General features: G+C 70.5%; 22 protein-coding genes and 1 tRNA gene. 8 read left to right on the top strand and 15 right to left on the bottom strand.

The window, feature by feature from the left end:
• Window positions 1-53: 53 nt before the first annotated feature.
• Complete coding sequence (locus tag GA0070618_RS18395; RefSeq protein ID WP_088985637.1) at window positions 54-851, bottom strand: alpha/beta fold hydrolase; 798 nt, start codon at window positions 849-851, stop codon at window positions 54-56.
• 229 nt (window positions 852-1,080) lie between these two features.
• Window positions 1,081-1,647: a GNAT family N-acetyltransferase gene (locus GA0070618_RS18390; RefSeq protein ID WP_088982734.1), complete on the bottom strand. Its 567-nt coding sequence runs from the start codon at window positions 1,645-1,647 to the stop codon at window positions 1,081-1,083.
• Between the two features lie 106 nt (window positions 1,648-1,753).
• Between GA0070618_RS18390 and GA0070618_RS18385 the strand changes: the two genes are divergently transcribed.
• Window positions 1,754-2,074, top strand: a complete 321-nt coding sequence (locus tag GA0070618_RS18385) for a hypothetical protein (RefSeq protein ID WP_143740191.1) — start codon at window positions 1,754-1,756, stop codon at window positions 2,072-2,074.
• Between the two features lie 134 nt (window positions 2,075-2,208).
• On the opposite strand, the gene GA0070618_RS18380 is transcribed toward GA0070618_RS18385, so the two are convergent.
• The gene (locus tag GA0070618_RS18380; RefSeq protein ID WP_088982732.1) at window positions 2,209-2,658 is read right to left on the bottom strand and encodes a hypothetical protein; all 450 of its coding nucleotides are present in this window, start codon (window positions 2,656-2,658) and stop codon (window positions 2,209-2,211) included.
• Window positions 2,659-2,701: 43 nt separating this feature from the next.
• Complete coding sequence (locus GA0070618_RS18375) at window positions 2,702-3,967, bottom strand: pentapeptide repeat-containing protein (RefSeq protein WP_157748956.1); 1,266 nt, start codon at window positions 3,965-3,967, stop codon at window positions 2,702-2,704.
• Window positions 3,968-4,195: 228 nt separating this feature from the next.
• Between GA0070618_RS18375 and GA0070618_RS18370 the strand changes: the two genes are divergently transcribed.
• The 3 genes from GA0070618_RS18370 to GA0070618_RS18360 all read left to right on the top strand — a co-directional run bounded on the left by GA0070618_RS18370 (window position 4,196) and on the right by GA0070618_RS18360 (window position 5,629).
• Window positions 4,196-4,762 (top strand): hypothetical protein, encoded by a 567-nt coding sequence (locus GA0070618_RS18370; protein ID WP_143740189.1) that lies wholly within the window; start codon window positions 4,196-4,198, stop codon window positions 4,760-4,762.
• 106 nt (window positions 4,763-4,868) lie between these two features.
• On the top strand, window positions 4,869-5,174 hold the full coding sequence (locus tag GA0070618_RS18365) for a hypothetical protein (RefSeq protein ID WP_088982729.1): 306 nt from the start codon (window positions 4,869-4,871) through the stop codon (window positions 5,172-5,174).
• Window positions 5,175-5,332: 158 nt separating this feature from the next.
• A complete protein-coding gene (locus GA0070618_RS18360; protein ID WP_143740188.1) occupies window positions 5,333-5,629 on the top strand; it encodes a hypothetical protein in 297 nt (98 codons plus the stop codon).
• 172 nt (window positions 5,630-5,801) lie between these two features.
• Here GA0070618_RS18360 and GA0070618_RS18355 read toward each other — a convergent pair whose 3' ends face one another.
• The 3 genes from GA0070618_RS18355 to GA0070618_RS18350 are packed head-to-tail and all read right to left on the bottom strand — an operon-like array spanning window position 5,802 to window position 7,246.
• Window positions 5,802-6,032 carry a hypothetical protein gene (locus GA0070618_RS18355; RefSeq protein WP_088982727.1) on the bottom strand — a complete coding sequence of 77 codons (231 nt, stop codon included), beginning with the start codon at window positions 6,030-6,032 and terminating at the stop codon, window positions 5,802-5,804.
• Between the two features lie 3 nt (window positions 6,033-6,035).
• Window positions 6,036-6,332, bottom strand: coding sequence for a hypothetical protein (locus tag GA0070618_RS34730; RefSeq protein ID WP_094977932.1), 297 nt, complete (start codon window positions 6,330-6,332; stop codon window positions 6,036-6,038).
• A gap of 17 nt (window positions 6,333-6,349) precedes the next feature.
• Window positions 6,350-7,246 (bottom strand): helix-turn-helix domain-containing protein, encoded by an 897-nt coding sequence (locus GA0070618_RS18350; RefSeq protein WP_231931360.1) that lies wholly within the window; start codon window positions 7,244-7,246, stop codon window positions 6,350-6,352.
• A 322-nt stretch (window positions 7,247-7,568) separates the two neighbouring features.
• Between GA0070618_RS18350 and GA0070618_RS18345 the strand changes: the two genes are divergently transcribed.
• A complete protein-coding gene (locus GA0070618_RS18345) occupies window positions 7,569-9,017 on the top strand; it encodes a helix-turn-helix domain-containing protein (protein ID WP_088982726.1) in 1,449 nt (482 codons plus the stop codon).
• 562 nt (window positions 9,018-9,579) lie between these two features.
• Complete coding sequence (locus GA0070618_RS33520) at window positions 9,580-9,912, top strand: hypothetical protein (RefSeq protein ID WP_143740187.1); 333 nt, start codon at window positions 9,580-9,582, stop codon at window positions 9,910-9,912.
• A gap of 264 nt (window positions 9,913-10,176) precedes the next feature.
• On the opposite strand, the gene GA0070618_RS18340 is transcribed toward GA0070618_RS33520, so the two are convergent.
• The 7 genes from GA0070618_RS18340 to GA0070618_RS18310 all read right to left on the bottom strand — a co-directional run bounded on the left by GA0070618_RS18340 (window position 10,177) and on the right by GA0070618_RS18310 (window position 16,695).
• Window positions 10,177-10,248: transfer RNA gene (locus GA0070618_RS18340), tRNA-Val, on the bottom strand.
• Between the two features lie 80 nt (window positions 10,249-10,328).
• Window positions 10,329-10,796, bottom strand: a complete 468-nt coding sequence (locus tag GA0070618_RS18335) for a peroxiredoxin (protein ID WP_088982725.1) — start codon at window positions 10,794-10,796, stop codon at window positions 10,329-10,331.
• A gap of 63 nt (window positions 10,797-10,859) precedes the next feature.
• Window positions 10,860-11,297, bottom strand: a complete 438-nt coding sequence (locus GA0070618_RS18330) for a DUF3052 domain-containing protein (protein ID WP_088982724.1) — start codon at window positions 11,295-11,297, stop codon at window positions 10,860-10,862.
• A gap of 113 nt (window positions 11,298-11,410) precedes the next feature.
• Window positions 11,411-13,783 (bottom strand): transketolase C-terminal domain-containing protein, encoded by a 2,373-nt coding sequence (locus tag GA0070618_RS18325; RefSeq protein WP_088982723.1) that lies wholly within the window; start codon window positions 13,781-13,783, stop codon window positions 11,411-11,413.
• 114 nt (window positions 13,784-13,897) lie between these two features.
• Window positions 13,898-14,380, bottom strand: coding sequence for a MarR family winged helix-turn-helix transcriptional regulator (locus GA0070618_RS18320; protein ID WP_088982722.1), 483 nt, complete (start codon window positions 14,378-14,380; stop codon window positions 13,898-13,900).
• Window positions 14,381-14,523: 143 nt separating this feature from the next.
• A complete protein-coding gene (locus GA0070618_RS18315) occupies window positions 14,524-16,218 on the bottom strand; it encodes a DUF4139 domain-containing protein (RefSeq protein WP_088982721.1) in 1,695 nt (564 codons plus the stop codon).
• Between the two features lie 72 nt (window positions 16,219-16,290).
• The gene (locus tag GA0070618_RS18310; protein ID WP_170107774.1) at window positions 16,291-16,695 is read right to left on the bottom strand and encodes a secondary thiamine-phosphate synthase enzyme YjbQ; all 405 of its coding nucleotides are present in this window, start codon (window positions 16,693-16,695) and stop codon (window positions 16,291-16,293) included.
• A gap of 231 nt (window positions 16,696-16,926) precedes the next feature.
• On the opposite strand from GA0070618_RS18310, the gene aceE reads away from it, so the two are divergent.
• Window positions 16,927-19,677, top strand: a complete 2,751-nt coding sequence (gene aceE, locus GA0070618_RS18305) for a pyruvate dehydrogenase (acetyl-transferring), homodimeric type (protein ID WP_088982719.1) — start codon at window positions 16,927-16,929, stop codon at window positions 19,675-19,677.
• A gap of 134 nt (window positions 19,678-19,811) precedes the next feature.
• Here the strand turns inward: aceE and GA0070618_RS18300 are convergent, their stop codons facing one another.
• On the bottom strand, window positions 19,812-20,261 hold the full coding sequence (locus GA0070618_RS18300) for an SRPBCC family protein (protein ID WP_088982718.1): 450 nt from the start codon (window positions 20,259-20,261) through the stop codon (window positions 19,812-19,814).
• A 183-nt stretch (window positions 20,262-20,444) separates the two neighbouring features.
• On the opposite strand from GA0070618_RS18300, the gene GA0070618_RS18295 reads away from it, so the two are divergent.
• The gene (locus GA0070618_RS18295; protein ID WP_088982717.1) at window positions 20,445-21,785 is read left to right on the top strand and encodes a GH1 family beta-glucosidase; all 1,341 of its coding nucleotides are present in this window, start codon (window positions 20,445-20,447) and stop codon (window positions 21,783-21,785) included.
• Window positions 21,786-21,870 lie beyond the last annotated feature (85 nt).

Genomic DNA, 21,870 nt, shown 5'->3' with positions numbered 1-21,870 from the left:
GCGTCGGGCGGCCAGCGGCGGCGTCGGGCGGGGCGGATCAGCAGCGGGACGGATCAGCCGGGTGGGCGTACCGGATGGGTGAGGAAGGGCAGCACGGCCGCCGGCAGGGCGGGTGAGCCGACGATGTCGTGGTGGGTGTGGCCGGGCAGGACGGCCAGCCGGGACGTGGGCCGGTCGGCGCCGTCCGGACCGGCGTCGTGGTGACCGCCGCCGAGCAGACCGAAGAACTCCACCACGTGGGCGGTACGCACCGCGTCCGCGTCGGCGAAGACCAGCAGGGTCGGCACGGTCAGGGCGGCCACCTCGGCGGACCAGTCGTAGTCACGCCGCAGCAGGGCGCCCAGCTTGGTCCAGAGCACCGGCCAGTCCTGCGGTCTCGGGGCGACCCGCGTGTGGTGCGCGTACGCCGCCGAGGCCCGGCTCTCGGCGGCGGTCCTCTCCCCCATGCCCGCCATGCCGGCGAGCACCTCGGGGTACCACCCGTCGCGGCGGCACGGGGCGGAGACGCAGACCAGCCGGCGGACCAGGTCGGGATGTTGGATCGCGGTCCGCAGCGCGACCGCGCCGCCGAGGGAGTACCCCATGACCTCCGCTTCGGCCAGTCCGATCTGGTCGAGCAGGGCGGCCACGTCGTCGGCCAGCGCCTCGTGGCGCAGCGGACGGTCCACGTCCGGCGTCCGACCGTGCCCCTGGAGATCGACGGTGATCACCCGGCGGTGCGCGGTGAACGCCGGCAGGGCCGACGCGAACATCTCCCCGGTGCCGATGCCCCCGTGCAGCAGGACCAGCGGAGGGCCCGACCCGTGGCTCTCGTGCCACAGACGCACCCCGTTGACGTCGGCGTAGCTCACGGTCCCCTCCAGCCCCACGGATCGTCGGACCCTCGGGAGTTCCCCCCGACCGGCCGGGCAGTCCGGCCGGGCGCGGTGAACCGGTGGTCCGGATCCCACCGGACTGCTGCGCTCCGGGCCGGAGCCCACCGGTCCTGGCACATGTCGACGCCGGTCAGCCGGCCCGAGCGGCTACGCCCTGAGGAGTACCTGCTCCGCGTGGTCCGCCGGGCGGACACGCCGTGCGCGGTCAACCGCCGCGCCGGTGCGCGGTCCGCGTCCACTCGGCGTGGAGCAGCGCGTAGACGTACTCGTCCCGCCACTCCCCCTTACCGAACGCGCACTCCCGGAAGTGCGCCTCCCGGCGCATGCCCAGCCGCTCCATCAGCTGGGCCGACGCGGTGTTCCGGGTGGAGCAGCGGGCGACGATCCGGTGCAGGCCGAACGTCTCGAAGCCGTACCGGAGCATCGCGGTGGCAGCCTCCGTCGCGTAGCCGTGGCCCTGGTGACGCGGGTCGAGAACGTACCCCAGCTCGCCCCGCCGGTGCTCGCGGCTGCGCCACACCAGTTCCACGTGGCCCACCACCCGGCCGGTGTCCCGTCGGACGACCGCCAGGGTCAGGCAGTCACCCTCGACGCGGAGCCCGTCCTCGCGGACCATCTGCTGAAGGGAGCAGCGGGACTGCTCCCGGTCGCGGGCGGACCAGGACATGAACCGGGCCACCTCCGGCCGGCGCTGGTAGGCCCAGACGTCGTCGAGGTCGCCCAGGGTGAAGGTACGCAGAATCAGACGTGAGGTGGAGAAGGGGCCGACCACCGGCCGAGCCTATGCGCCACACTGGGAAACCCTTCCCATACACCACCGCCATTCTGCGATGCGACACTCGCCGGGTTCGAAGAACCGTAAGCCGGAAAGGAATCGCATGAGGCGGAAACTTCTCAGCGTGTTCGCCGCTCTGACGATCACCGTTGGTGGCGGGACGCTGGCCACGGCGAGCCCCGCGCACGCCACTGGCACGTTCGGTCTGCTCTGCAACCTCAGCTCGAACGGATGGCTGTTCGCCTCGTACGACAGCTACGGCGGGGTCGGCTACCTGCGGACGCTGCACGCCGGTCGCGGGTTCCGCTACCACCTGTCGAGCATCCGGGACGTCCACGGTCGCATCTGGATCTTCGGCCACGGCGCCGAGGCGGACACCACGGACGGGTGGATCCTGGAGAGCCACGTGCACTGCCCTGGCTGAGCTGCCGTAGCAGCCCCGCTCAACCCCGTCGATCATGGAGTTCAGGCACCAGCCAAACCCCCGCAACAGGGGCTTTCCGTGCGCCACAACTCCATGATCGACAGGGTGGGCGTCGACCGGACCGGACGGCCGCGCTAGTCGTTCCGCACCTCGTGGAGGATCGGGTCGATCTCCGCCAGAATGGCGAGCAACTGGTCGGCGCCGCGACGCACGCGTTCGTCCGGGTCCCGGGTGAGCGCCGCACAGTCCCGCATCGCGGCATCCCGGTCGCGGGAGAACACACCGAACACGTCGATGACCGCCGCGTGAATCCAATCGCCATGGTTGGAGTCGGTCTGCGCCAGCGCGCAGGCGACAGTGGCGAGTCCGACGGTGTCCATTCGCCGGAGCAGAGCTTCGGTGGTCGCACGGGTGACGAAGGTGTCGTCGACATCGAGCACGAGTTCTCGCAGCGCCTCGGCAGCCTCGGGTCGCTCGGCAAAGCTCGCCAGCGCGCGGCCCGCGTCCGCCCTGTCCCGGTAGTCGCGACTGCGCACAAGATCCTTGAGCGCTGCCACTGCCGCACGTCTCGCCTCGTCGTCCACGCTCCTACTCCCTCAGCCTCGGCAGGACGGCCGGCGGCACTGCTCATGCTCCGGCACGGGTGGCGGCCTTCCCTGTGCTCGCCACGTCGGCAGGGTCGGCGGGGAGGCGTAGCCCGGCCGGTACGGGAACTCCCACCGGCCACGGTCTCGCCGCCGGAACCCAATGATCCTCGTCCACCGTCGACAGGTCGACCACGCCTCCGGTGAACCGGGCGCCGCTGAAGCAGACACTGCCGCCGGCGAACCGGGCACCGTCGAAGGAGACGATTCCGCCGGCGAACGTCGCATCGGTGAACATCAGCGGGCCGGTGATCGTGGCGCCGGCGAACGTGACGGTGCCGTTACCGGTGAACGTCGCGCCGCTGAAGTCACCACCGTCGAAGACAGCGCCGGAGAAGTCGAAGTCGTGTCCGCGCCAGCTGCGGAGGTCGTCCTCGGGGAAGTGGAGATTGTCCCGGATGAGCCGGATGATGGTCAGCCGGAGCTGGCGATCCTGCGCCGACGCCCGGCCACCCTGCATCGGCTCGGTCGTGACCTGTGCCCGCTCGGACCGCCCCGGCGGGCCAGCGTCCCCGCCCATCGCCTCCGGCGAAGGCTCGTAGGGCTGACGGAGGTACGCACACAGCACGTCGATGCAGCCCTGACGCGCCTCGGGCGCGTCGTTGGCCAGGGCGGCGAAGGCGTAGACACCGGCGGTACGGACAGCCGCCTCCGGCGATCCCAGCAGTTCCGCCGCCGCGCAGAACCGGTCCAGCAGCACCTTGGTGTCCTCACGATAGGCGGCCACCTCGCTGAGGCGCTGCCGTCGGTAGGCCACCGTCAGGGCGACGACCGCTCCGACGCCACCCACCACGGTCAGCACGATCTTCACCCCTTCGAGCGCCTGCTGCACGTTCCACGTCGCTGACGCCGTGGGCGCCGCCGGTCCGACGGGCGAAGCGCTGATGGCCGGCTCTCCGAGAAGACGCCACAGCAGCACACCGACCACCACCGCGACAGCCACCGCCACTGCCAGCAGCAGCGCGACGTGCGCCAGGAGGGATGTGGTCGGGGTACGGGGCCGGTGTCCGACAGCCGTGGCCTTCCGCCGCCGGCCGCCGGCCGCGAGCACTACGGCCGCCAGGAGCAGGACCGCCACCAGCCAGAAGCGCCCCGGCCACCGGGCAGCCGAGACCACCACATGCCCCCACCACTCCGGTGCCGCAGCCACCACGGCGGTGGCGAGCAGGGCCACCACCACCACATGTCGCACGGGCAGTTTCCGTGGGAAGCCGCGTACCGCTTGGCTCACCTGCAATCGCTCGCTCACATCGAACATCGTGACCCGACGACGCCAGTCGTCACCCGCTCACCCACTGCGACCACTCACGCACGAAAGCCGCTTATAGCAGTTGTTGTCCACATATCGGCAGAGCGGACCTTTATTCATCCACCGGTAGACCCAAGGCCAAGAAACCAGCCTGATGGACAGCTACGACAATGGACAGATTTCTATGATGTGGGTTCCTGCCTCTCCGTAGGTGAGGAACGAGCCAACATGACCAGACCAAGCAGGTTGACCGTTTTCCGTCTTGCGGTTGCCGTGGTGGTCGCAGCAGGCGCACTGGTGATCGCGCAGGAGGTGGTCCGCTGCTCTCCGCCTCGCGACCAGGCAGACATGATCAAGCTGTACGAGGCCGACCCTCTGCTCGCAGTCGCGCCGCACGACGGACAACTCGTCGACGAGTATGCACACAGCTTCACCTGCGACTCAGGCCACGGGGGCAGCCCAACAGGTCCGGGCTTCGCGGAAGTGATGAGGCGTTACCAGACGCCCGACGCCTACAGCGTCGACCAACTGCGACAGCGATTTGATGAACCGGCAACTGCGGCGGGCTGGCGCATCGTCAGGGATCGGACCGACCCGCAACACGAGCCTGTCATCTACTGCAAGCAGACCGGCAGGCGGGCGTCCTACGCTCGGGTGTTCTCCTCGCCCTACACAGTTCACCAAGGCGGGTCAGCAGCGGGTCCCGGCATCGAACTGGTGATCGGCGCAGCCGGGGACGGCACCCGGTGTGTCTTCGACGTTGGCGGTCAATTTTCTGCTCCGCCCGAGAACTGAGTGCACTGACAGCGGAGCCGCCGCCCTGACCCGCCCCACCCCTGCGTCGGGCAAGGATCGGACACAACACAGATGCCCATGCGCCGTCGCGTGGAAGGCTTACGGCGTGGGGCTGAACAAGGAGACCGCAGCGCGGCCCGCCGAGACACGCTTGGCGGAATGGCGACGCCTCGGCTACGACGACTGGCGTGCAATGCTCGACGACAAGGAGCTACGTCTAGTCGTCGGCCAGGACGACAAGCGGTACAGCGTGGTCAGCTATGCCCTTGACGACGGAGACGGGCGTGTCCGCATGTCGGTGGCCGTGGACGACGGCGGCTGGTCAGCTCTCGCACCGCTGGTGCGAGACGAGATCATGAACTCGGACGGCACGTTCGTCTCTTCAGAGATCGAGCAGACACGGCGGAGATGATCACCTGGCTGGCGTCAGTACCACTTTCGACAGCCGGAGAGTCTCCCACCAGCACACCAGGTGCGCCGGGTCTGCTGCTCAGGCTGACCGACTTGCCGCGCGAGGAGCTTTGGGCATAATCGGTTCGCTCGCAAGGCAACCGATCGAGAGGAAGCGCATTGAAGCGCAATGTTGTACGCGTGCTGGCGGTCATGGCCGTCGTCGCCGCCGGATCGGCCGTGGTGTCCACTCCGGCCGTCGCCAGCGACAGCCCTGGTGACATCTGCGTGACCAACCAGTCCACCTGGCTGCGCGACCAGCCCTGGGGCAACGTCCTCCGCACCCTGAGCCCCGGGCGAGGCTTCCGCGTCCACTCGATCTACGGCGGCAGTGACATCGGCACCTGGTACTACGGCCACGGGGCCGAGGCGCCGGGGCAGGACGGCTGGATCCCGGCCGCCAACTGCAACTGGTAGACACCCCCAGCTTCTGACCGTTGGTCAACTGCTTCAGAAGAGGCATCCTCTCTCGAGGGTGCCTCTTCTGCACTATGTCGTTGAAGGGCGATACCGGGATCGAACCAGCGACCTCTTGGGTGTGAACTGTAGGTAGGGCGGTCGGCTCGAATGTCATCCGAGATCAATCGGCCTACTGGGGCTCGTCCGGGTCGGGTGTGGTCCGCTCGGTTGCGGTACTCCGCTGCTGCAATTCCTCTGCGGCGCGGAGGACCTCGCGGGCGGCGGTCGCCACCGAACACCCTGCGGTCCGGCAGATCGGACAGCGGCTGTCGAGGCCGGGTCGGTGGTCGCGGAGGATCGCTCGGGCGGTGAGGATCAACCGGTTGCGGATCTGCGCCAGGGACAGGAACGGCGCGGTCACCGCTCAGCCCACCTTGAGAGTGACGGCGAGGTGGGTGAGCGTCGTCGGGGCGGCGGGGTCACGGGCGATCTGGGCGAGTACGTCCCGGCCGGCTGGTCGGTGGCGGATCTCGGCCGGCGCGATCCGGTCGGCCTCCATCAGGACCCGGCCGGCGCTGACCGGGTCATCGGCATACAGGTACGCGCGGGCGACGTCGACCAGGTACGCGGCTCGGTGCTCGGCGGCAAGCCACCGCCACCCGTCCCCCGAGGTCGCCTTCTCGTGCCAAGCCATCGCCTCCTCCACGTCGCCCCGTTCCACCGCTGCGAGGATTCGGGTCAACTCGACCGCCGTCGGCCCGAACCCCGTCCGGTGGTGGTCGTGACCATCCCCCCCCCCCCCCCCCGCGCCGCCATGTCTGCGGCCTCGTCGACCAACTCCACGGCAGCACGGTCGTCTCCGTCACGGGCGGCGGCCAGGGCGCCCTGTACCAGCAACGTTCCGCACAGGGACAACTCGGCCGGGTCACCGAACTCGACTACCGACGGAGCGACCCGGTACGCCGCCGCCAGCATCACCGACTTCGCCACCCTCGCCCGCCCCGAGGCACGCAACACCTGACCGAGCTGCACCGCAGCAGCAGCCACCAGCACCCGATCACCGGTGGCAGCCGTCATCGCCCGGTCGACGGCCAGCCATGCCACATCGGGTTCACCGAGCTTCACCAGCAGCGCGGCCGTCAGGCGGTACGCCTCTACCAACGGCACCCGACTCCTGCCGGGATCGTGGGCGTGGCTGCGTTGCGCGTCGGCCACCAACTGCGGCAGCAGATCGACCACCTGTGGGTAACGGGCGTGCTGAAAGGTGGTCCACACATGCACGACCTCTCGCGCCAACCTTTCGGCCGGCATCGCAGGGCGGCGGGGAGCCGGCCGCTCCAACGCGATCTCGTACGCCGACAGCGCGCCTCGGATCCGCTCCACACCCTCGACACGCTCAGCCACCCCGGCCGGCTGGACGCCCCCACCGAGCAGCAGCCCCGTGTCGATTCGCAGGACGGTGGCGATGTCCTGGAGCGTCGACACCTTGTCCAGCGACCGGACACCCCGCTCGACCTTGTCCACCCAACTCTTCGACTTACCCAGCCGATCGGCGAGCACCTGCTGCGACAGCTTCCGCCGCCCCCGCCAGTACGCCACCCGCCGGCCGACCGGCAACAGCTCACTGCCGTCCACGGCCCCACCGCCACTCCGGCACCGCCCGAATCGTCTCCCCAACGCGGTTGACGCCGCCTGCGCGGAGGACCCAACAGATGACGCGGCCGTTCTCGGCGTGGGCGCCCTTGAGCCCACCGCCCAACCTGCGTCCGATGGACAGCACATCTGGTGCGCTGGGCGGCGCACTCACCGAAAGCCCCATGTTCCTCACGATCTGCTGAACCGATACCGTAAGGAACAGCATTGATCGGGCACCAACCCAGCACTCGGCCAGCGTGCAGGCATCTGCTGGCACCCTGCCTACCGGATGCCGGGTGACTGCCACAGGCAGGAGAGCAGAATGGGCGCGACCCCGCCGAACCGCATCCGCGAACTTCGCACTGCGGCTGGCCTCTCCCAGCGCGACCTCGCCGAGCGGATCAACGAGCTAGCCCGGCACGAACAACACCGCACGGCAGCTGCCAGCGCAGACAGTGTCGGACGCTGGGAACGGGGCGATCACACACCCCAGCCGCTCTACCAACGGCTACTCGCCAAGACCCTCGGCGTCACTGTGCAAGACCTGCACCTCGTCCCGACGTCAGCCCGCCCAGGACCCCTCGATGCCCCCGAGGACTACATGGACGTCGTCACCCTCGACCCGCGCGTCAAACACAGCCAAGACGAGTGGCGCTACACCCGCAACGCCCTCAACGCCCAACGGCACGCCCTCTCCCAGCTCGCGGCACGCCTCTACCCGGAGGCTCACCGCCTCGGCACCACCGGACTGATCGCCCACCCCGCCTGGCTGCCCAGCACGCCCGTCGACCTCGCCGACATCGAGCTTGAACACCAGCCCCACGCCCCGTCGCCGGCATCCGAACTCGACGGACAGGAAGACGAGGCGTCCTACGCCCGGCCGATGCAGTCCATCAACCGGCGGTACGCCCGGTACACCCAGGCCATCCGTGACCTCGCCAAGCCGCGGCTGTTCGACAACCGGCTGTGCTGGCGGCTCACCGAAGTGTCGTGGGGCGACAACCTGATGGCGTTCGGCGACACCACATACTTCGCCGCCTGCGATGTTTTCGAGTCCACCGCCCACGAGCTGGCGTGTGCGGCTCTTGCCGAGGACGGCACTCCACGGGACCGGTCGCCGACCATGCGGGACCTGCCGTTCCGGCGTCTCATCGGCAATCCGTTCAACCTCGGCCGCCGTCCCGTGATGCCGGCAATCTCCACCCTGACCATCCGCAACGCACCGGGCGGTGCCGAGTTCCTGCTACACCGCCGCGATCCCCGCTCGGTGGCCGCAGCCGGCGGCATGTTGCAGGTCATTCCGTCCGGCATCTTCCAACCGTCATCGGTGCTGCCATCTGCGCAGGAAGCCGACTTCGACCTGTGGCGCAACTTCATGCGCGAATTCTCCGAGGAACTTCTCGGCAATCCCGAGCATGACGGCGACGGCCAGCCCGTCAACTACAGCCACGAGCCGTTCGCCACCCTCGAAGCAGCGCGGCGAGACGGCCGCATTCGGATCTACTGTCTCGGCGTCGCCATGGATGCGCTGACGCTGGTCGGGGAGATCATGACGGTGGCCGTCGTTGACGCAGAACTGTTCGACGAACTGGGCCGTGACTTCGTCGACCGCAACGACGAGGGAGCCATCGTCAACGAGCGCGTGCCGTTCACCGAGAAGGCCATCGCCGGCCTACTGGCCGGCGGGCGGGTCGCCCCCGCCGGGAGCGGCTGCATCGAGCTGGCCTGGAAGCACCACGCGGCGATCATGGATACCCGGGGCACTCTGTGACGAATTGACGGTCATGCGCGGCGGCACAGGGCAACCCCACCGACACCCGGCGATTGGGGGTTCGCCCGACCGAACGGCGGACCAGCCCCGGGCAGGTTGCTGAACAGGTCGCCAGACTGCTCGGAGGGACCGACGACTGAGACGACGCAGCATACCAGCAGGGCACCGGATGATCGGTGCCCTGCTGGTGTGCTGGTCAGATGGTAGCCGCGGCAGGTTTCGAACCTGCGACCACTCGCTTGTAAGTTCTGGGCGCCGCGTCCGGCGGTTTTCATCCCCATGCTCTTTCCGCGTGCAACCTTGGGCAACTGTCCGCTGACTTCCGCCTGCAGCCGCCCACGTCGAGGCCTGAGCTGGTCATTATGCCCTAGGACCGATGGCCTGCTGGTGGCCAATTTCGACCCACGCATTCACGCACGCCATATTAACTTAGGGTATTCGGGCCTTGACTCTGGATGGTTGTGGCCGCTAGCGTGATCTCCGGCACCGCAAGAGCGGCTTGGCGCCGAGTCGCTGATTGCGCAATTCGGGGAAATGCAAGTCAACCACGGGAGGATGCGTCATGCGCAAGGGGCTTGTGAGGTCCGTCCAGATCGGTCTGACGTCAGCGGCAATGCTGTTGGCGTCGGCAACAATGGCGTCGGCGGCCTCGACTGTCGAAGCGGACGCCTCTCGAAGCGGTGACTCGGGTGGGGTTTCGATCCTGGCAAACACCTGCGGCTACCGCACCTCCGCATACCCCAACAGCTACTGGGTGCTCAGTCTCGCTCCGTCGCTGTGCGCACAATGCCCGACGCACGCAGCCAATTACGAGGCCAGCAATCCCGGTAAGGACTTCTACTGCACCTACAACCCCAGCAACGACAAGGTCGACCTCCACTGGCGCTACATCTGACCTGGGGCACCCGCAGGTCAGGTAGCTCAGCAAGTGTGATGTGAAGGACGGCGGAGCTTCTCACGGGCTTGTCATCAACTGGCAGCTTCGGGTGAGGCTCCGCCGGTCCGTGCGTCGACGAAATTGATGCAGAGCCGGTGTGCATCGGCGTGGCCTTTGCGGCTCGGATGGGATCGCCGAAATGGTGGCCTCAAGCGCTGACCAATGCCATGACTGCACGGCCTGCGACACACCGTCGCAGCGCTTCGCGCTGATGGTGATGGGTGGGCGCGGCAGGTTTCGAACCTGCGACCCCTCGCTTGTAAGGCGAGTGCTCTCCCACTGAGCTACGCGCCCGGACGCCCGTACGGCAGGCCGGTGGCTGGCAGCTTACCTGCCGGCCACCGGCCTGGTCGAACCGTATGCCGGGTGGGATCTCAGGCGGCGGCGGTCTCCGCCAGCGCCTTGCGCCAACCCTGCTGGTCGCGGGCCTCGCCGGGCATGTTCATCTCGGCGAAGCGCACCACACCGGCCTTGTCGATCACGAAGGTGCCCCGGTTGGCGATACCGGCGACCTCGTTGAACACCCCGTACGCCTGGGCGACCGCCCCGTGCGGCCAGAAGTCGGCCAGCAGCGGGAACTCGTACCCCTCCTTCTCGGCCCACACCTTGTGCGCGTAGACCGAGTCGACGCTCACGGTGAGGACCTGGACGTCGTCGTTGACGAACTCGCCGAGGTTGTCCCGCACCTCGCAGAGCTCCCCCTGGCAGATGCCGGTGAAGGCGAGTGGGTAGAAGACCAGCAGCACGGTGCGCTTGCCCCGGAAGTCCGAGAGGCGGACCTCCTGGTTGTTCTGGTCCTTCAGCACGAAGTCCGGCGCCTCGGCGCCAACCTCGATCGGCATACAAGCTCCTTGGTTAGTCACGGGTGGGACCAGCCTGCCACACCCGGTGGCGGGGTGGCGGTGCTACTTCTTGCTCTTGGACCCACGCCGTGGGACGAGACGGGCACCGCTCCAGTCCCGGCCGGCGTTGACGGTCGACGTCTGCTGGAGACCTGCGGTCTGCGCGGACTCGGCGACCTCACTCGGCTCGACGTGCCCCTGCCGCCCGGCCTTGGGCGTCAGCAGCCACACGACGCCGTTGTCGGCCAGCGGGCCGAGGGCGTCGACGAGGAGTTCGAAGAGGTCACCGTCGCCGTCCCGGTACCAGACCAGCACCGCGTCGACCACCTCGTCGGTGTCCTCGTCGACCAGCTCTCCACAGCGGTCGGTAAGGGCGTCCCGGAGATCGTGGTCGACGTCCTCGTCGTACCCCATCTCCATGACGACCATCCCCGGCTCGATCCCGAACCGGTCCGCCAGGCTGCGTACCCCGTCGGCGGCCTGACCAGCGGTCGCGCTCACTGTCGCGTGCCTCCTCATCTCGTCGCTGCTCCCGGCATCTCCTCCGACACCGTTAGGCAAAGTCCACACACTTGAGCCCTCCGGCGCAAGTGGCGCACCGGGTGGAACGGAATTTACCGCGCCAGCAGCGTACGGGCACCGTGGGTAATGGCTTCCTCCGACACCAGGACCTGGCGCGCAGCCGGACCTAACGGTACAAAAGAGTCGACTGCTGCCACTCTCCGGGCAGCTCCGACATAACCGGCATCGACCAGGGCGGCGATCACCCCCTCGCCGACCCCTCCGGAACGTCTCGTCTCGTCCACCACCAGCACCCGGCCGGTCGCCGAGGCCTCCCGGATGATGTCCGGCACGGGCAGCGGCGAGAGCCAGCGCAGGTCCACCACCCGGGTGCCGACCCCCTCGGCGGCGAGGTGCGCCGCCGCGCGCAGCGACATCCGCACTCCGTTACCGAACGTGATGATGGTGATGTCCTCGGCGGATCCGACGCCGTACACCCGGGCCCGACCGATCGGCACGTGGGCGCCCACCCAACCGCCCGGCCCCTGGTACGGGTCGAGCCACTCGCCGTCGCCGTCGACGTAGAGGTCCCGGGTGTGGTAGAGCGCGATCGGCTCCAGGAAGACGCAGACGCTGCCGTCCACCGCCGCGCTGGCCAGGCAGGACCGCAGCATCGGCGCGGCGTCGTCGGCCCGCGCCGGGACCGCGACCACCAGACCGGGCACGTCCCGGAGTACGGCCACCGAGTTGTCGTTGTGGAAGGGGCCGCCGAACTCCTCCTCGTACGCCAGCCCCGCCACCCGGACGACCATCGGGTTGCGGAACGCCCCCCGGGACAGGAACTGCATCGTCGCGGCCTCGCCGCGTAGCTGGTCCTCGGCGTTGTGCAGGTACGCGAGGTACTGGATCTCGGGCACCGGCAGCATCCCGGCCATCCCCGCGCCGAGGCCGAGTCCGAGCACCGAGGTCTCGTCGAGGAGGGTGTCGAAGACCCGGGAGACGCCGAAGCGCTCGCGCAGCCCCTTCGTCACCCCGTACACCCCGCCCCTGGCGGCGACGTCCTCGCCGAAGACGGCCATCTCGGGATGGTCGAGCATGCCGTCGGCGAGCGCGGCGTTGACACTCTGCGCGAGGGTGAGCGGCCCGGCCAGCTCGGGCAGCTTTCCGTCGAACGCGGCAGCCCGGGCAGCAGCCCCGGGGCCGGCGGCGCGGGCGGCGGCGTCAGCGACCACGCGGGCCACCCGGAGCGGGCGGCGGGGTGCGAGCGGGGCCACGACGTCGGCCGCCGAGGCGAGTTTCGGTTCGCCGATGACCTCCTCGGCCGTCTTGCGGACCTCCCAGCCGATTTCGTCGTAGCGGGCGATCAGCTCGGTGGGGTCGGCGAGGCCGGCGTCGACGAGCAGCCGCGCGGTGGCCAGCACCGGGTCCCGCTCCAGGTCGGCGGCGATCTCGTCGGCGCCCCGGTACGCGGTCTCGGCGTCCGCGCCGGCGTGCCCCATCAGCCGGACGGTGCTCAGGTGCAGCACGGCCGGACGGCGGTGCCGACGGACCCAGGCCGCCGCCTCGGCCGCCCCCTCGTACGCCTCGACCAGGTCGCACCCGTCCGCGCCGAAGTAGCGGACCCCCGGCCGGGACCGCAGCGTCGCCTCGACCCAGCCCTCCGGGGAGCGGACGCTGATCCCGAGGCCGTTGTCCTCGCAGACGAACAGCACGGGCACCCGCAGTCCGGTGTGGTCGCACCAGCCGGCGGTGTTGAGCGCGGCGGTGGCGCTGGCGTGGTTGATCGAGGCGTCGCCGAACGAGCAGACCACCAGCGCGTCGGACGGCCACGGCGGCCGGCTCAGGCCCGCGCCGCCACCGGTGCGACCCCCGAGCCGCCGGCCGATGCCGTCGAGCCGGCGCAGCCGTTCCAGCGCCAGCCCCATCCCGACCGCGCGGGGCAGGTGGGAGGCGATGGTCGAGGTGGTCGGGACGATCGCCAGGTCGGACCGACCGAACACCTTGTCCCGGCCGCCGGCGGCCGGGTCCTCGGCGGAGGCGACCACGCCGCGCAGCACGTCCCGCACCGCACGGGCGTACGCCTCCGGCGTCGCGCCGCCGGCGTCGTCCCCGCCCGGGGCGTCCGCGTCGGACTCTCCCGGCGGGACCTGGGCGGCACGGACGCAGTAGAAGGCGCCGGAGCGGTAGTGCAGCAGCGCCGGGTCGGTAGGGCGCAGCGCGGCGGCCACCGCGGCGTTGCCCTCGTGCCCGGCGGAGCCGATCGTGTGGTAGCCCTCGCCGAAGCTGCGCAGCCAGCGTGCCGCCAGGTCGAGCTGCCGGCTGGTGACCTGCGCGTCGAAGAGTTCCAGCGCTCGCGTCCCGGTCAGCGTGGCGCCGTCCCGGACGGGTTGGTCCGGGTCCCGTCGCTGTGCCGCGCCGGCCAGCGCGGCCAGGCTCTCCCGGAACCGGTCGTCGAGATCTTGCGGGGTGGTCACGTCGCACAGCATTACCGAAGACGGCCGACCCTGCCCACTCAGACACGAACCCGGCGGGGGCCACGGCCCGGCCGGCGGGCTCCGCCGGCCGGTGGTTCCCGCCCTGGTCCGCGCGTTCTTCTGGGCTCAGTCGGGGCCGCAGTCCGGCGGAGCGCAGCTGCCGGAAACCTTCCAGACGAGCTGGCGCAGCGCGGCCAGTTCGTCGGCGCCGAGGGCGGCGAGCAGGCGGGAGTCCGACAGCACCTGGTGCACGCGGGCGCGCACCTCCCGGCCCACCTCGGTCACCACCAGGGTCTTGAGCCGCCGGTCGGCGGGGTCGACCCGGCGCTCGACCAGTCCGGCCCGCTCCAACTTGTCGACCAGGGCGGTCACGTTGGAGCGGTCGCAGCGGAGCTGTTCGGCGAGGTCCCGGGCGGGCACAGGGTGATCGGGGTCGAGTTCGTGCAACGCGCGGGCGACCGCCGGGGTGAGGCCGAGTTCCGCGATGTCGACGTCCTGGTAGTGACGGATCGCGGAGGCGAGGTGCATGATCCGGCGCACCGTTTCCCCGGCGAGCCCCGCGCTGTCGGCCACCTGGGGAGTGGCGGAGGTCACGGTGCCCTGAGTCATGTCTGACATCCTACGGGTTGATCATCCATCGGCATCGTTCTCGACGATGGCATGCGCGGCGGGGTCCGGCTGGCCCTTCCGCAGCCCGTTCGGCCCGGTCGTGGCGGGAGCCGGAGCCCCCGCCACCGCAGTCCGGGCGCGGGTCAGTCGCGCCAGCCGACGAGGTCGACGCCCTTGGCCAGCTCCACCCGGAAGGCCAGGGCCACCTCGCCGGTCCCGCCCGGCGCGAGTCGCAGCCGCCAGGTCAGCTCACCCAGCTCCGTACGCTCGTCCGGGGCCGGGTCGAGGCGCGTCTCGCGGACCACCACGCCCTCGTCCCGGGAGACCGGCAGCTGGTCCCGCACGGTCACCGTCGCGACGCGCGGGGTGTGGTTGGCGACGGTGATCGCGTACTCCACGTCCCGCCGCCGGGTCGAGCCCAGCGTGGCACGGGTGTCGCTACGCCGGGTCAGCTTCCGCTCCACCCGCACCCGGTCGTCCAGGCCGAGCGCCAACTCGGTCTCCTCCCCCGGCGCCCAGGCCCGCAACCGGGTGCTGCCGACGAAGTCGGCGCCGTGGAAGATCGCCGCCGGGCCGGGCAGGAGGGTGTGCGTGGAGGTGTTGCGCACCGTGGCCCGCAGGTGGGCCACCGGCTCGCGGACCGGTGCGGTCACGTGGTCCAGGGTCGCCGGGAGGTCCATCACCGCGACCGTCGCCCGGTGCGCGGTGCCGTCGGCGGGCACCGCGACCGGCCTTGCCGGCCGGTACGTCGCGGCGGCGATGCCCTGCTCCACCTCGGCGACGCTCTGCCGCACCGGGGCGGACCGGGGCGTACCGGCGCGGGCGGCCTCCGCCGTACCGAACGCCCCGGCCGGCGGGGCCGGCTTCGGGAGCGCGCCGCCGGCCGGGGCCGACATGGGCATCGACGGGGGCAGCGGCCGGACCCGGTCCAGGTACCAGGGCGACAACTCGGGCACGGTCGCCGTCACCGACGGCCGGGCGGTGGAGAGTTCGAGCCGGCACTCCGGCCAGTCCTCGCCGGTCTCCTGGCTGACCAGCCCGAACCAGGTCAGCGTGACGACCTCGTCGACCAGCCGCAGGTCGTACGAGGGCTGCCAGCGGGCGCCGTCCACCACGTACGTCAGCTCCAGCTCCAGGTCGACCACGGTGGTGGCCGGAGCGGGGGCAGCGGACGTGCGGGCGGTGGCCTCGTCGGTGGCGGGTCCGGCCGCGGGGGCCTCGTCGGTGGCGGATCCGGCCGTGGTGGCCTCGTCGGTGACCAGGACGGTCACCTCGGCGAACAGGCGGTCCGGCGCCCGCTTGGCGCGTACGTCCGCCAGGTGCCGGTCGACGGCCGCGAGCGACTCCGACACGTCGGTCCGCCGCCGGCCGAGTTCCCGCTGCCGTTCGTGCCCGGCGGTCAGCTGCCCGGCGACCGAGTCGGCGAAGGCCGCGACGTCGGCCGGGGCCGCGTCGCCGCTGGCCAACGCCCGGGCGTACGTCCCACCGGCGCGCTGGGACAACAGGGTGAGGAACTCCGTCCGCTGGGCCTCGACGGCGTCCGCGCCGTCCAGCGCGGCCAGTTCCTCGGTGAGTTCCCGGCGGCGCTGCTCCAGTTCCTGGGCCTGCTCGTCGGTGCTGCGTGGCTGGTGCCGGGTCACCAGGTCGACCCCGAGCACGGTGGCCGGTCCCCGACCTCCGACGCGCAGCGAGTCACGGCGCAGGCCGAGCGGGAGCGGCCCGATCCGCAGCCGGTGCTCACCGGCGGCCAGGGGGATGGTGCCGTGCCGGGTCACCCGGGCCCGGTCGGCGTAGACGGTCACCGCGACGATGGGGGCGTCGACGTTCTCTGCCTTCATCGCCGCGAGGGTAGTCCGGTTCCGCACTTCCGGCCCGTCTCGGGGACGAACGGGGTCGGGAGCGGGCGGAGGTCAGGCGGGAAGGAAGGAGAAGCGGACCTTCCGGGTGGGGTTGTCGCCGTTGGTGTCGACCAGGCAGATCGACTGCCAGGTGCCGAGGGCGAGCCGGCCGGCGAGCACCGGCACGGTCGCGTACGGCGGGACGAAGGCCGGGAGCACGTGGTCCCGGCCGTGTCCGGGCGACCCGTGCCGGTGCCGCCACCGGTCGTCGGTGGGCAGCAGGTCGTCGAGCGCGGCGAGCAGGTCGTCGTCGGATCCCGATCCGGTCTCGATGATCGCCAGTCCGGCGGTCGCGTGCGGCACGAAGACGTGCAGCAGTCCGTCCCCCTGGTCGGAGACGAACCGCTCGGCTTCGGCGGTGATGTCCCGGACGGTGGGTCGGGAACCGGTCTGGACGGTGATCACCTCACTGCGCATACGCCGCATTCTGCCGCAGTCCGCGCGATGGGGCAGGTCCCTGGCGTCCATGCTCGGGCGCGGAAGCGGCCCGGACGGACCAGCTGGGGCACCGATCGCAACCCGGTCGAAAGTTACTGGTCGGTACCTGTGTTGAGCGTCGCGTCTGGGGGAGGCAGACGTGACGAGGGGTGCCACCAGAGGGCAGGATGGCGCTAGAGACCTATCCCACACACAACCGAGGGAACGCCTGTGGCCACGGAACGCAAGCGCCCGGTGATCACCGCCGGTCTGCCGAGCCAGCTTCCGGACATCGACCCTGAAGAAACCAGCGAATGGGTCGAGTCGCTCGACGGGGTCATCGACGAGCGCGGAACCAAACGCGCGCGCTACGTCATGCTGCGCCTGCTGGAGCGGGCCCGGGAGCGTCAGGTGGGGGTGCCGTCGCTGACCACCACCGACTACATCAACACCATCCCGCCGGAGCGCGAGCCGTGGTTCCCGGGTGACGAGCACATCGAACGGCGGATCCGGGCGTACATCCGGTGGAACGCGGCGATGCTGGTGCACCGGGCGCAGCGTCCCGAGATCGGCGTGGGCGGCCACATCTCCACCTTCGCCAGCTCCGCCTCGCTCTACGAGGTCGGCTTCAACCACTTCTTCCGGGGCAAGGACCACCCGGGTGGCGGCGACCACATCTTCTACCAGGGGCACGCCTCCCCCGGTATGTACGCGCGCGCGTACCTGGAGGGCCGGCTGAGCGACGACCAGCTCGACGGCTTCCGGCAGGAGCTGTCCCACCCGGGTGGTGGCCTGCCGTCGTACCCGCACCCGCGGCTGATGCCGGACTTCTGGGAGTTCCCGACGGTCTCCATGGGCCTCGGCCCGCTGAACGCGATCTACCAGGCGCGGTTCAACCGCTACCTGCACCACCGGGGCATCAAGGACACCAGCCAGCAGCACGTCTGGGCGTTCCTCGGCGACGGCGAGATGGACGAGGTCGAGTCGCTCGGCGCGATCGGCGTGGCCGCCCGCGAGGAGCTGGACAACCTCACCTTCGTGATCAACTGCAACCTCCAGCGGCTGGACGGTCCGGTCCGGGGCAACGGCAAGGTCATGCAGGAGCTGGAGGCGTTCTTCCGGGGCGCCGGCTGGAACGTCATCAAGGTGGTCTGGGGCCGGGAGTGGGACCCGCTGCTCGCCGCCGACACCGACGGCGCGCTGGTCAACCTGATGAACACCACCCCGGACGGCGACTACCAGACCTACAAGGCGGAGTCCGGGGCGTACGTACGGGAGCACTTCTTCGGCCGCGACCAGCGGACCCGCAAGATGGTCGAGCAGCTCTCCGACGACGAGATCTGGAACCTCAAGCGTGGCGGGCACGACTACCGCAAGCTCTACGCGGCCTACAAGGCGGCGATGGAGCACACCGGTCAGCCGACGGTGATCCTGGCCAAGACCATCAAGGGCTGGACGCTCGGTTCGCACTTCGAGGGCCGGAACGCCACCCACCAGATGAAGAAGCTGACGCTGGAGGACCTGAAGACCTTCCGCGACCGGCTCTACCTGGACATCCCGGACAAGGCGCTGGAGGAGAACCCGTACCTCCCGCCGTACTACCGCCCCGACGAGTCCTCCGCGGAGATGGCGTACCTCCGCGAGCGGCGTCAGCAGCTCGGCGGCTACCTGCCGTCCCGGCGGACCGAGCAGAAGCCGCTGGTCATCCCCGGCAGCGAGCGGTTCTCCGACGTCAAGCGCGGGTCCGGCAAGCAGAAGGTGGCCACCACGATGGCCTTCGTCCGGCTGCTCAAGGACATCATGAAGGACAAGGAGTTCGGCAAGCGCTGGGTGCCGATCATCCCGGACGAGGCGCGCACCTTCGGGATGGACTCACTCTTCCCGACGCAGAAGATCTACTCGCCGCACGGCCAGAAGTACACCTCGGTCGACCGGGAGCTGTTCCTGTCGTACAAGGAGTCGACCACCGGCCAGATCCTGCACGAGGGGATCAACGAGGCCGGTTCGGTGGCCTCGTTCACCGCGGCCGGTTCCTCGTACGCCACGCACGGCGAGCCGATGATCCCGCTGTACATCTTCTACTCGATGTTCGGCTTCCAGCGCACCGGCGACGGTTTCTGGGCGGCGGCCGACCAGATGGCCCGGGGCTTCGTGCTCGGCGCGACCGCCGGCCGGACCACGCTCAACGGTGAGGGTCTCCAGCACGAGGACGGGCACTCGCACCTGATCGCCGCCACCAACCCGGCGGTGGTCGCGTACGACCCGGCGTTCGCGTTCGAGATCGCGCACATCGTCGAGAACGGCCTGCACCGGATGTACGGCGAGGCGCAGGAGAACGTCTTCTACTACCTGACCATCTACAACGAGCCGATCCTCCAGCCGGTCGAGCCGGCCGACGTGGACGTCGAGGGGCTGCTCAAGGGGATCTACCGCTACTCCCCCGCCCCGTCGGTGAACTCGCACGGGGACGCCCCCCGGGCCAACATCCTGGCCTCGGGCACGGGCATGCAGTGGGCGCTGAAGGCCCAGCAGTTGCTCGCCCAGGACTGGGGCGTGGCCGCCGACGTCTGGTCGGTGACCTCCTGGACGGAGCTGCGCCGCGACGCGGTGGAGTGCGAGGAGCACAACCTGCTGAACCCGGGCGGGGAGCAGCGGGTGCCGTACATCCAGCAGAAGCTGGCCGACGCCGACGGGCCGAAGGTCGCGGTCAGCGACTGGATGCGCGCGGTACCGGACCTGATCTCCCGCTGGGTACCGGGTGACTACACCTCGCTGGGCACCGACGGGTTCGGCATGTCGGACACCCGGCACGCGCTGCGCCGGCACTTCAACGTCGACGCTGAGTCGGTGGCCGTCGCGACGCTGCGGCAGCTCGCGCTGCGCGGCGCGGTGCCGGCGGAGGTGCCGGCCGAGGCGGCCCGCAAGTACGCGATCGGGGACGTCAACGCCGCTCCGGTCGGCGAGACCGGCGGCGACTCCTGATCTGACCACACGACGAGGCCCGGCGCGGGACGATCGCGCCGGGCCTCGTCGTGTACGGACTCCGGTGGTGGCCCGAGTCCCTGGCGGGGACCCCGGGCCACCACCGTCGCGGGCGTCGCCGGACCCGGCCCGGCTCAGCCGACGGCGGCCAGGTCGGTCAGCCGGGCGAGCGAGTCCTCCAGGTCGGCGCCGACCCGACGCAGGCCGAGCCGGAGCAGGGCCGCCTTGACCGGACCGGCCGGCCAACGGACGACGATGAGGCGGACCACCGTGCCGCCTTCCTCCTCCTCGTCCGAGGTCAGCTGGACGTAGATCTCGGTGCGCGCCTCCGCCCGGGCTCCGGCGCCCTTGGCCCGTTCCCGCCAACCGATGAGGTTGGGCTCCTGGAAGGCGATCACCTCCGCCTCGTGCGCCGCGCCGCGCCCGGCCTGGACCAGTTGTCGGCGACCGTAACCCTCTCCCGAGAGCACCTCGGCTGCTCGTACGCCGGCCAGCCAGGCCGGCAACTGCTCGGCCCGCTGCACCACGTCCCAGACCACTTCCACCGGCGCCGCCACGTGCGCACTGCGTTCCACGAGGATCATCTCTGTCTTTCCCCCACTGAGGACATCCCACGATATTCCGCACTCTATGCGTCAAAACGGACAGATAGGGACGGGTTCGGAAAAGACACGCCGATATCCGGCGCTCGCCGTCGATGGCCCATGGCGCATCCCCGACGCGGGGCCTAGAGTCCCGAATACGTTTCACGTCCCGTGGAGGGGTGCATGACGTCGACGCCCACGTTCCCCGCCGGCTTCCGCTGGGGAGTGTCCACCTCGGCCTACCAGGTCGAGGGTGCCGCCGGCACCGACGGTCGCGGCCCGTCGGTGTGGGACACCTTCGCCCACCAAACAGGACGCATCGTCGACGACAGCACCGGAGACGTCGCCTGCGACCACTACCACCGGTACGCCGAGGACGTCGCGCTGATGGCCGGGCTCGGCGTCTCCGCGTACCGGTTCTCGGTCGCCTGGACCCGGGTCCAGCCGCCGGGTTCCGGCCCGGCCTCGCCGCGCGGCCTGGACTTCTACGACCGCCTGACCGACGCGCTGCTGACCCTGGGCATCGACCCGGTCGCCACCCTCTACCACTGGGACCTGCCGCAGCCCCTGGAGGATACCGGCGGCTGGCTGAACCGGGACACCTCCCACCGGTTCGCCGAGTACGCCGACCTGGTCGCCGCCCGCCTCGGCGACCGGGTCCGACTCTGGATCACGCTCAACGAACCGTTCGTGCACATGAGCTTCGGCTACGGTCTGGGCACCCACGCCCCCGGTCGGCAACTCCTCTTCGACGCCGTCCCGGTCGCCCACCACCAGCTCCTCGGACACGGACTGGCCGTCGCCGCCCTCCGCGCCCGGACGACCAGCCCGGTCGCCCTGACCAACAACTACTCGCCGGTGCGGGTCCTCGGCGACACCGACGCCGACCGGGCCGCCGGGGCGGCGTACGACGCGCTGCACAACCGGCTGTTCACCGATCCGGTGCTCGGCCTCGGCTACCCGCCCGACCTCGAACCCGGGCCGGAGGTCGTCCGCGACGGGGACCTGACCACCATCGCCACGCCGATCGACGTGCTCGGCGTCAACTACTACAACCCGACCGGCGTCCGCGCCCCGGAAGAGGGCTCGCCGCTGCCGTTCGCGCAGGCCGACCTCGACGGATACCCGCGCACCGCCTTCGACTGGCCGGTGGTCCCGGACGGGCTGCGCGAGCTGCTGGTCGGCCTGCGTGACCGGTACGGCGACGCGCTGCCCCCGATCGAGATCACCGAGAGCGGCTGCGCGTACGACGACGAGCCCGACGCCGACGGGCGGGTGCACGACCCGGAGCGGATCGCCTACCTGGACGGCCACCTGCGCGCGGTGCGGGCGGCCATCGACGAGGGGGTGGACGTGCGCGGCTACTTCGTCTGGTCCCTGCTGGACAACTGGGAGTGGGCGGAGGGCTTCACCAAGCGGTTCGGCCTGGTGCACGTCGACGTCGACACACAGGCGCGCACGCCCAAGTCGTCGTACGCCTGGTACCGGGACCTGATCGCCCGCAGCCGGGAGGGCGGGGAGTGAGTGCCCGGGCTCGGTGTCGGGGCGCGAGCACCCGGGCTCGGCGGTGGTGGGTGAGCCGCCGGGCCGGGCGGTGGTGAGCGGCGGA

The organism is Micromonospora echinospora (assembly GCF_900091495.1).
GTDB classification, from domain to species: Bacteria; Actinomycetota; Actinomycetes; order Mycobacteriales; family Micromonosporaceae; genus Micromonospora; species Micromonospora echinospora.
This window is presented reverse-complemented; position numbering and strand designations above follow the sequence as displayed.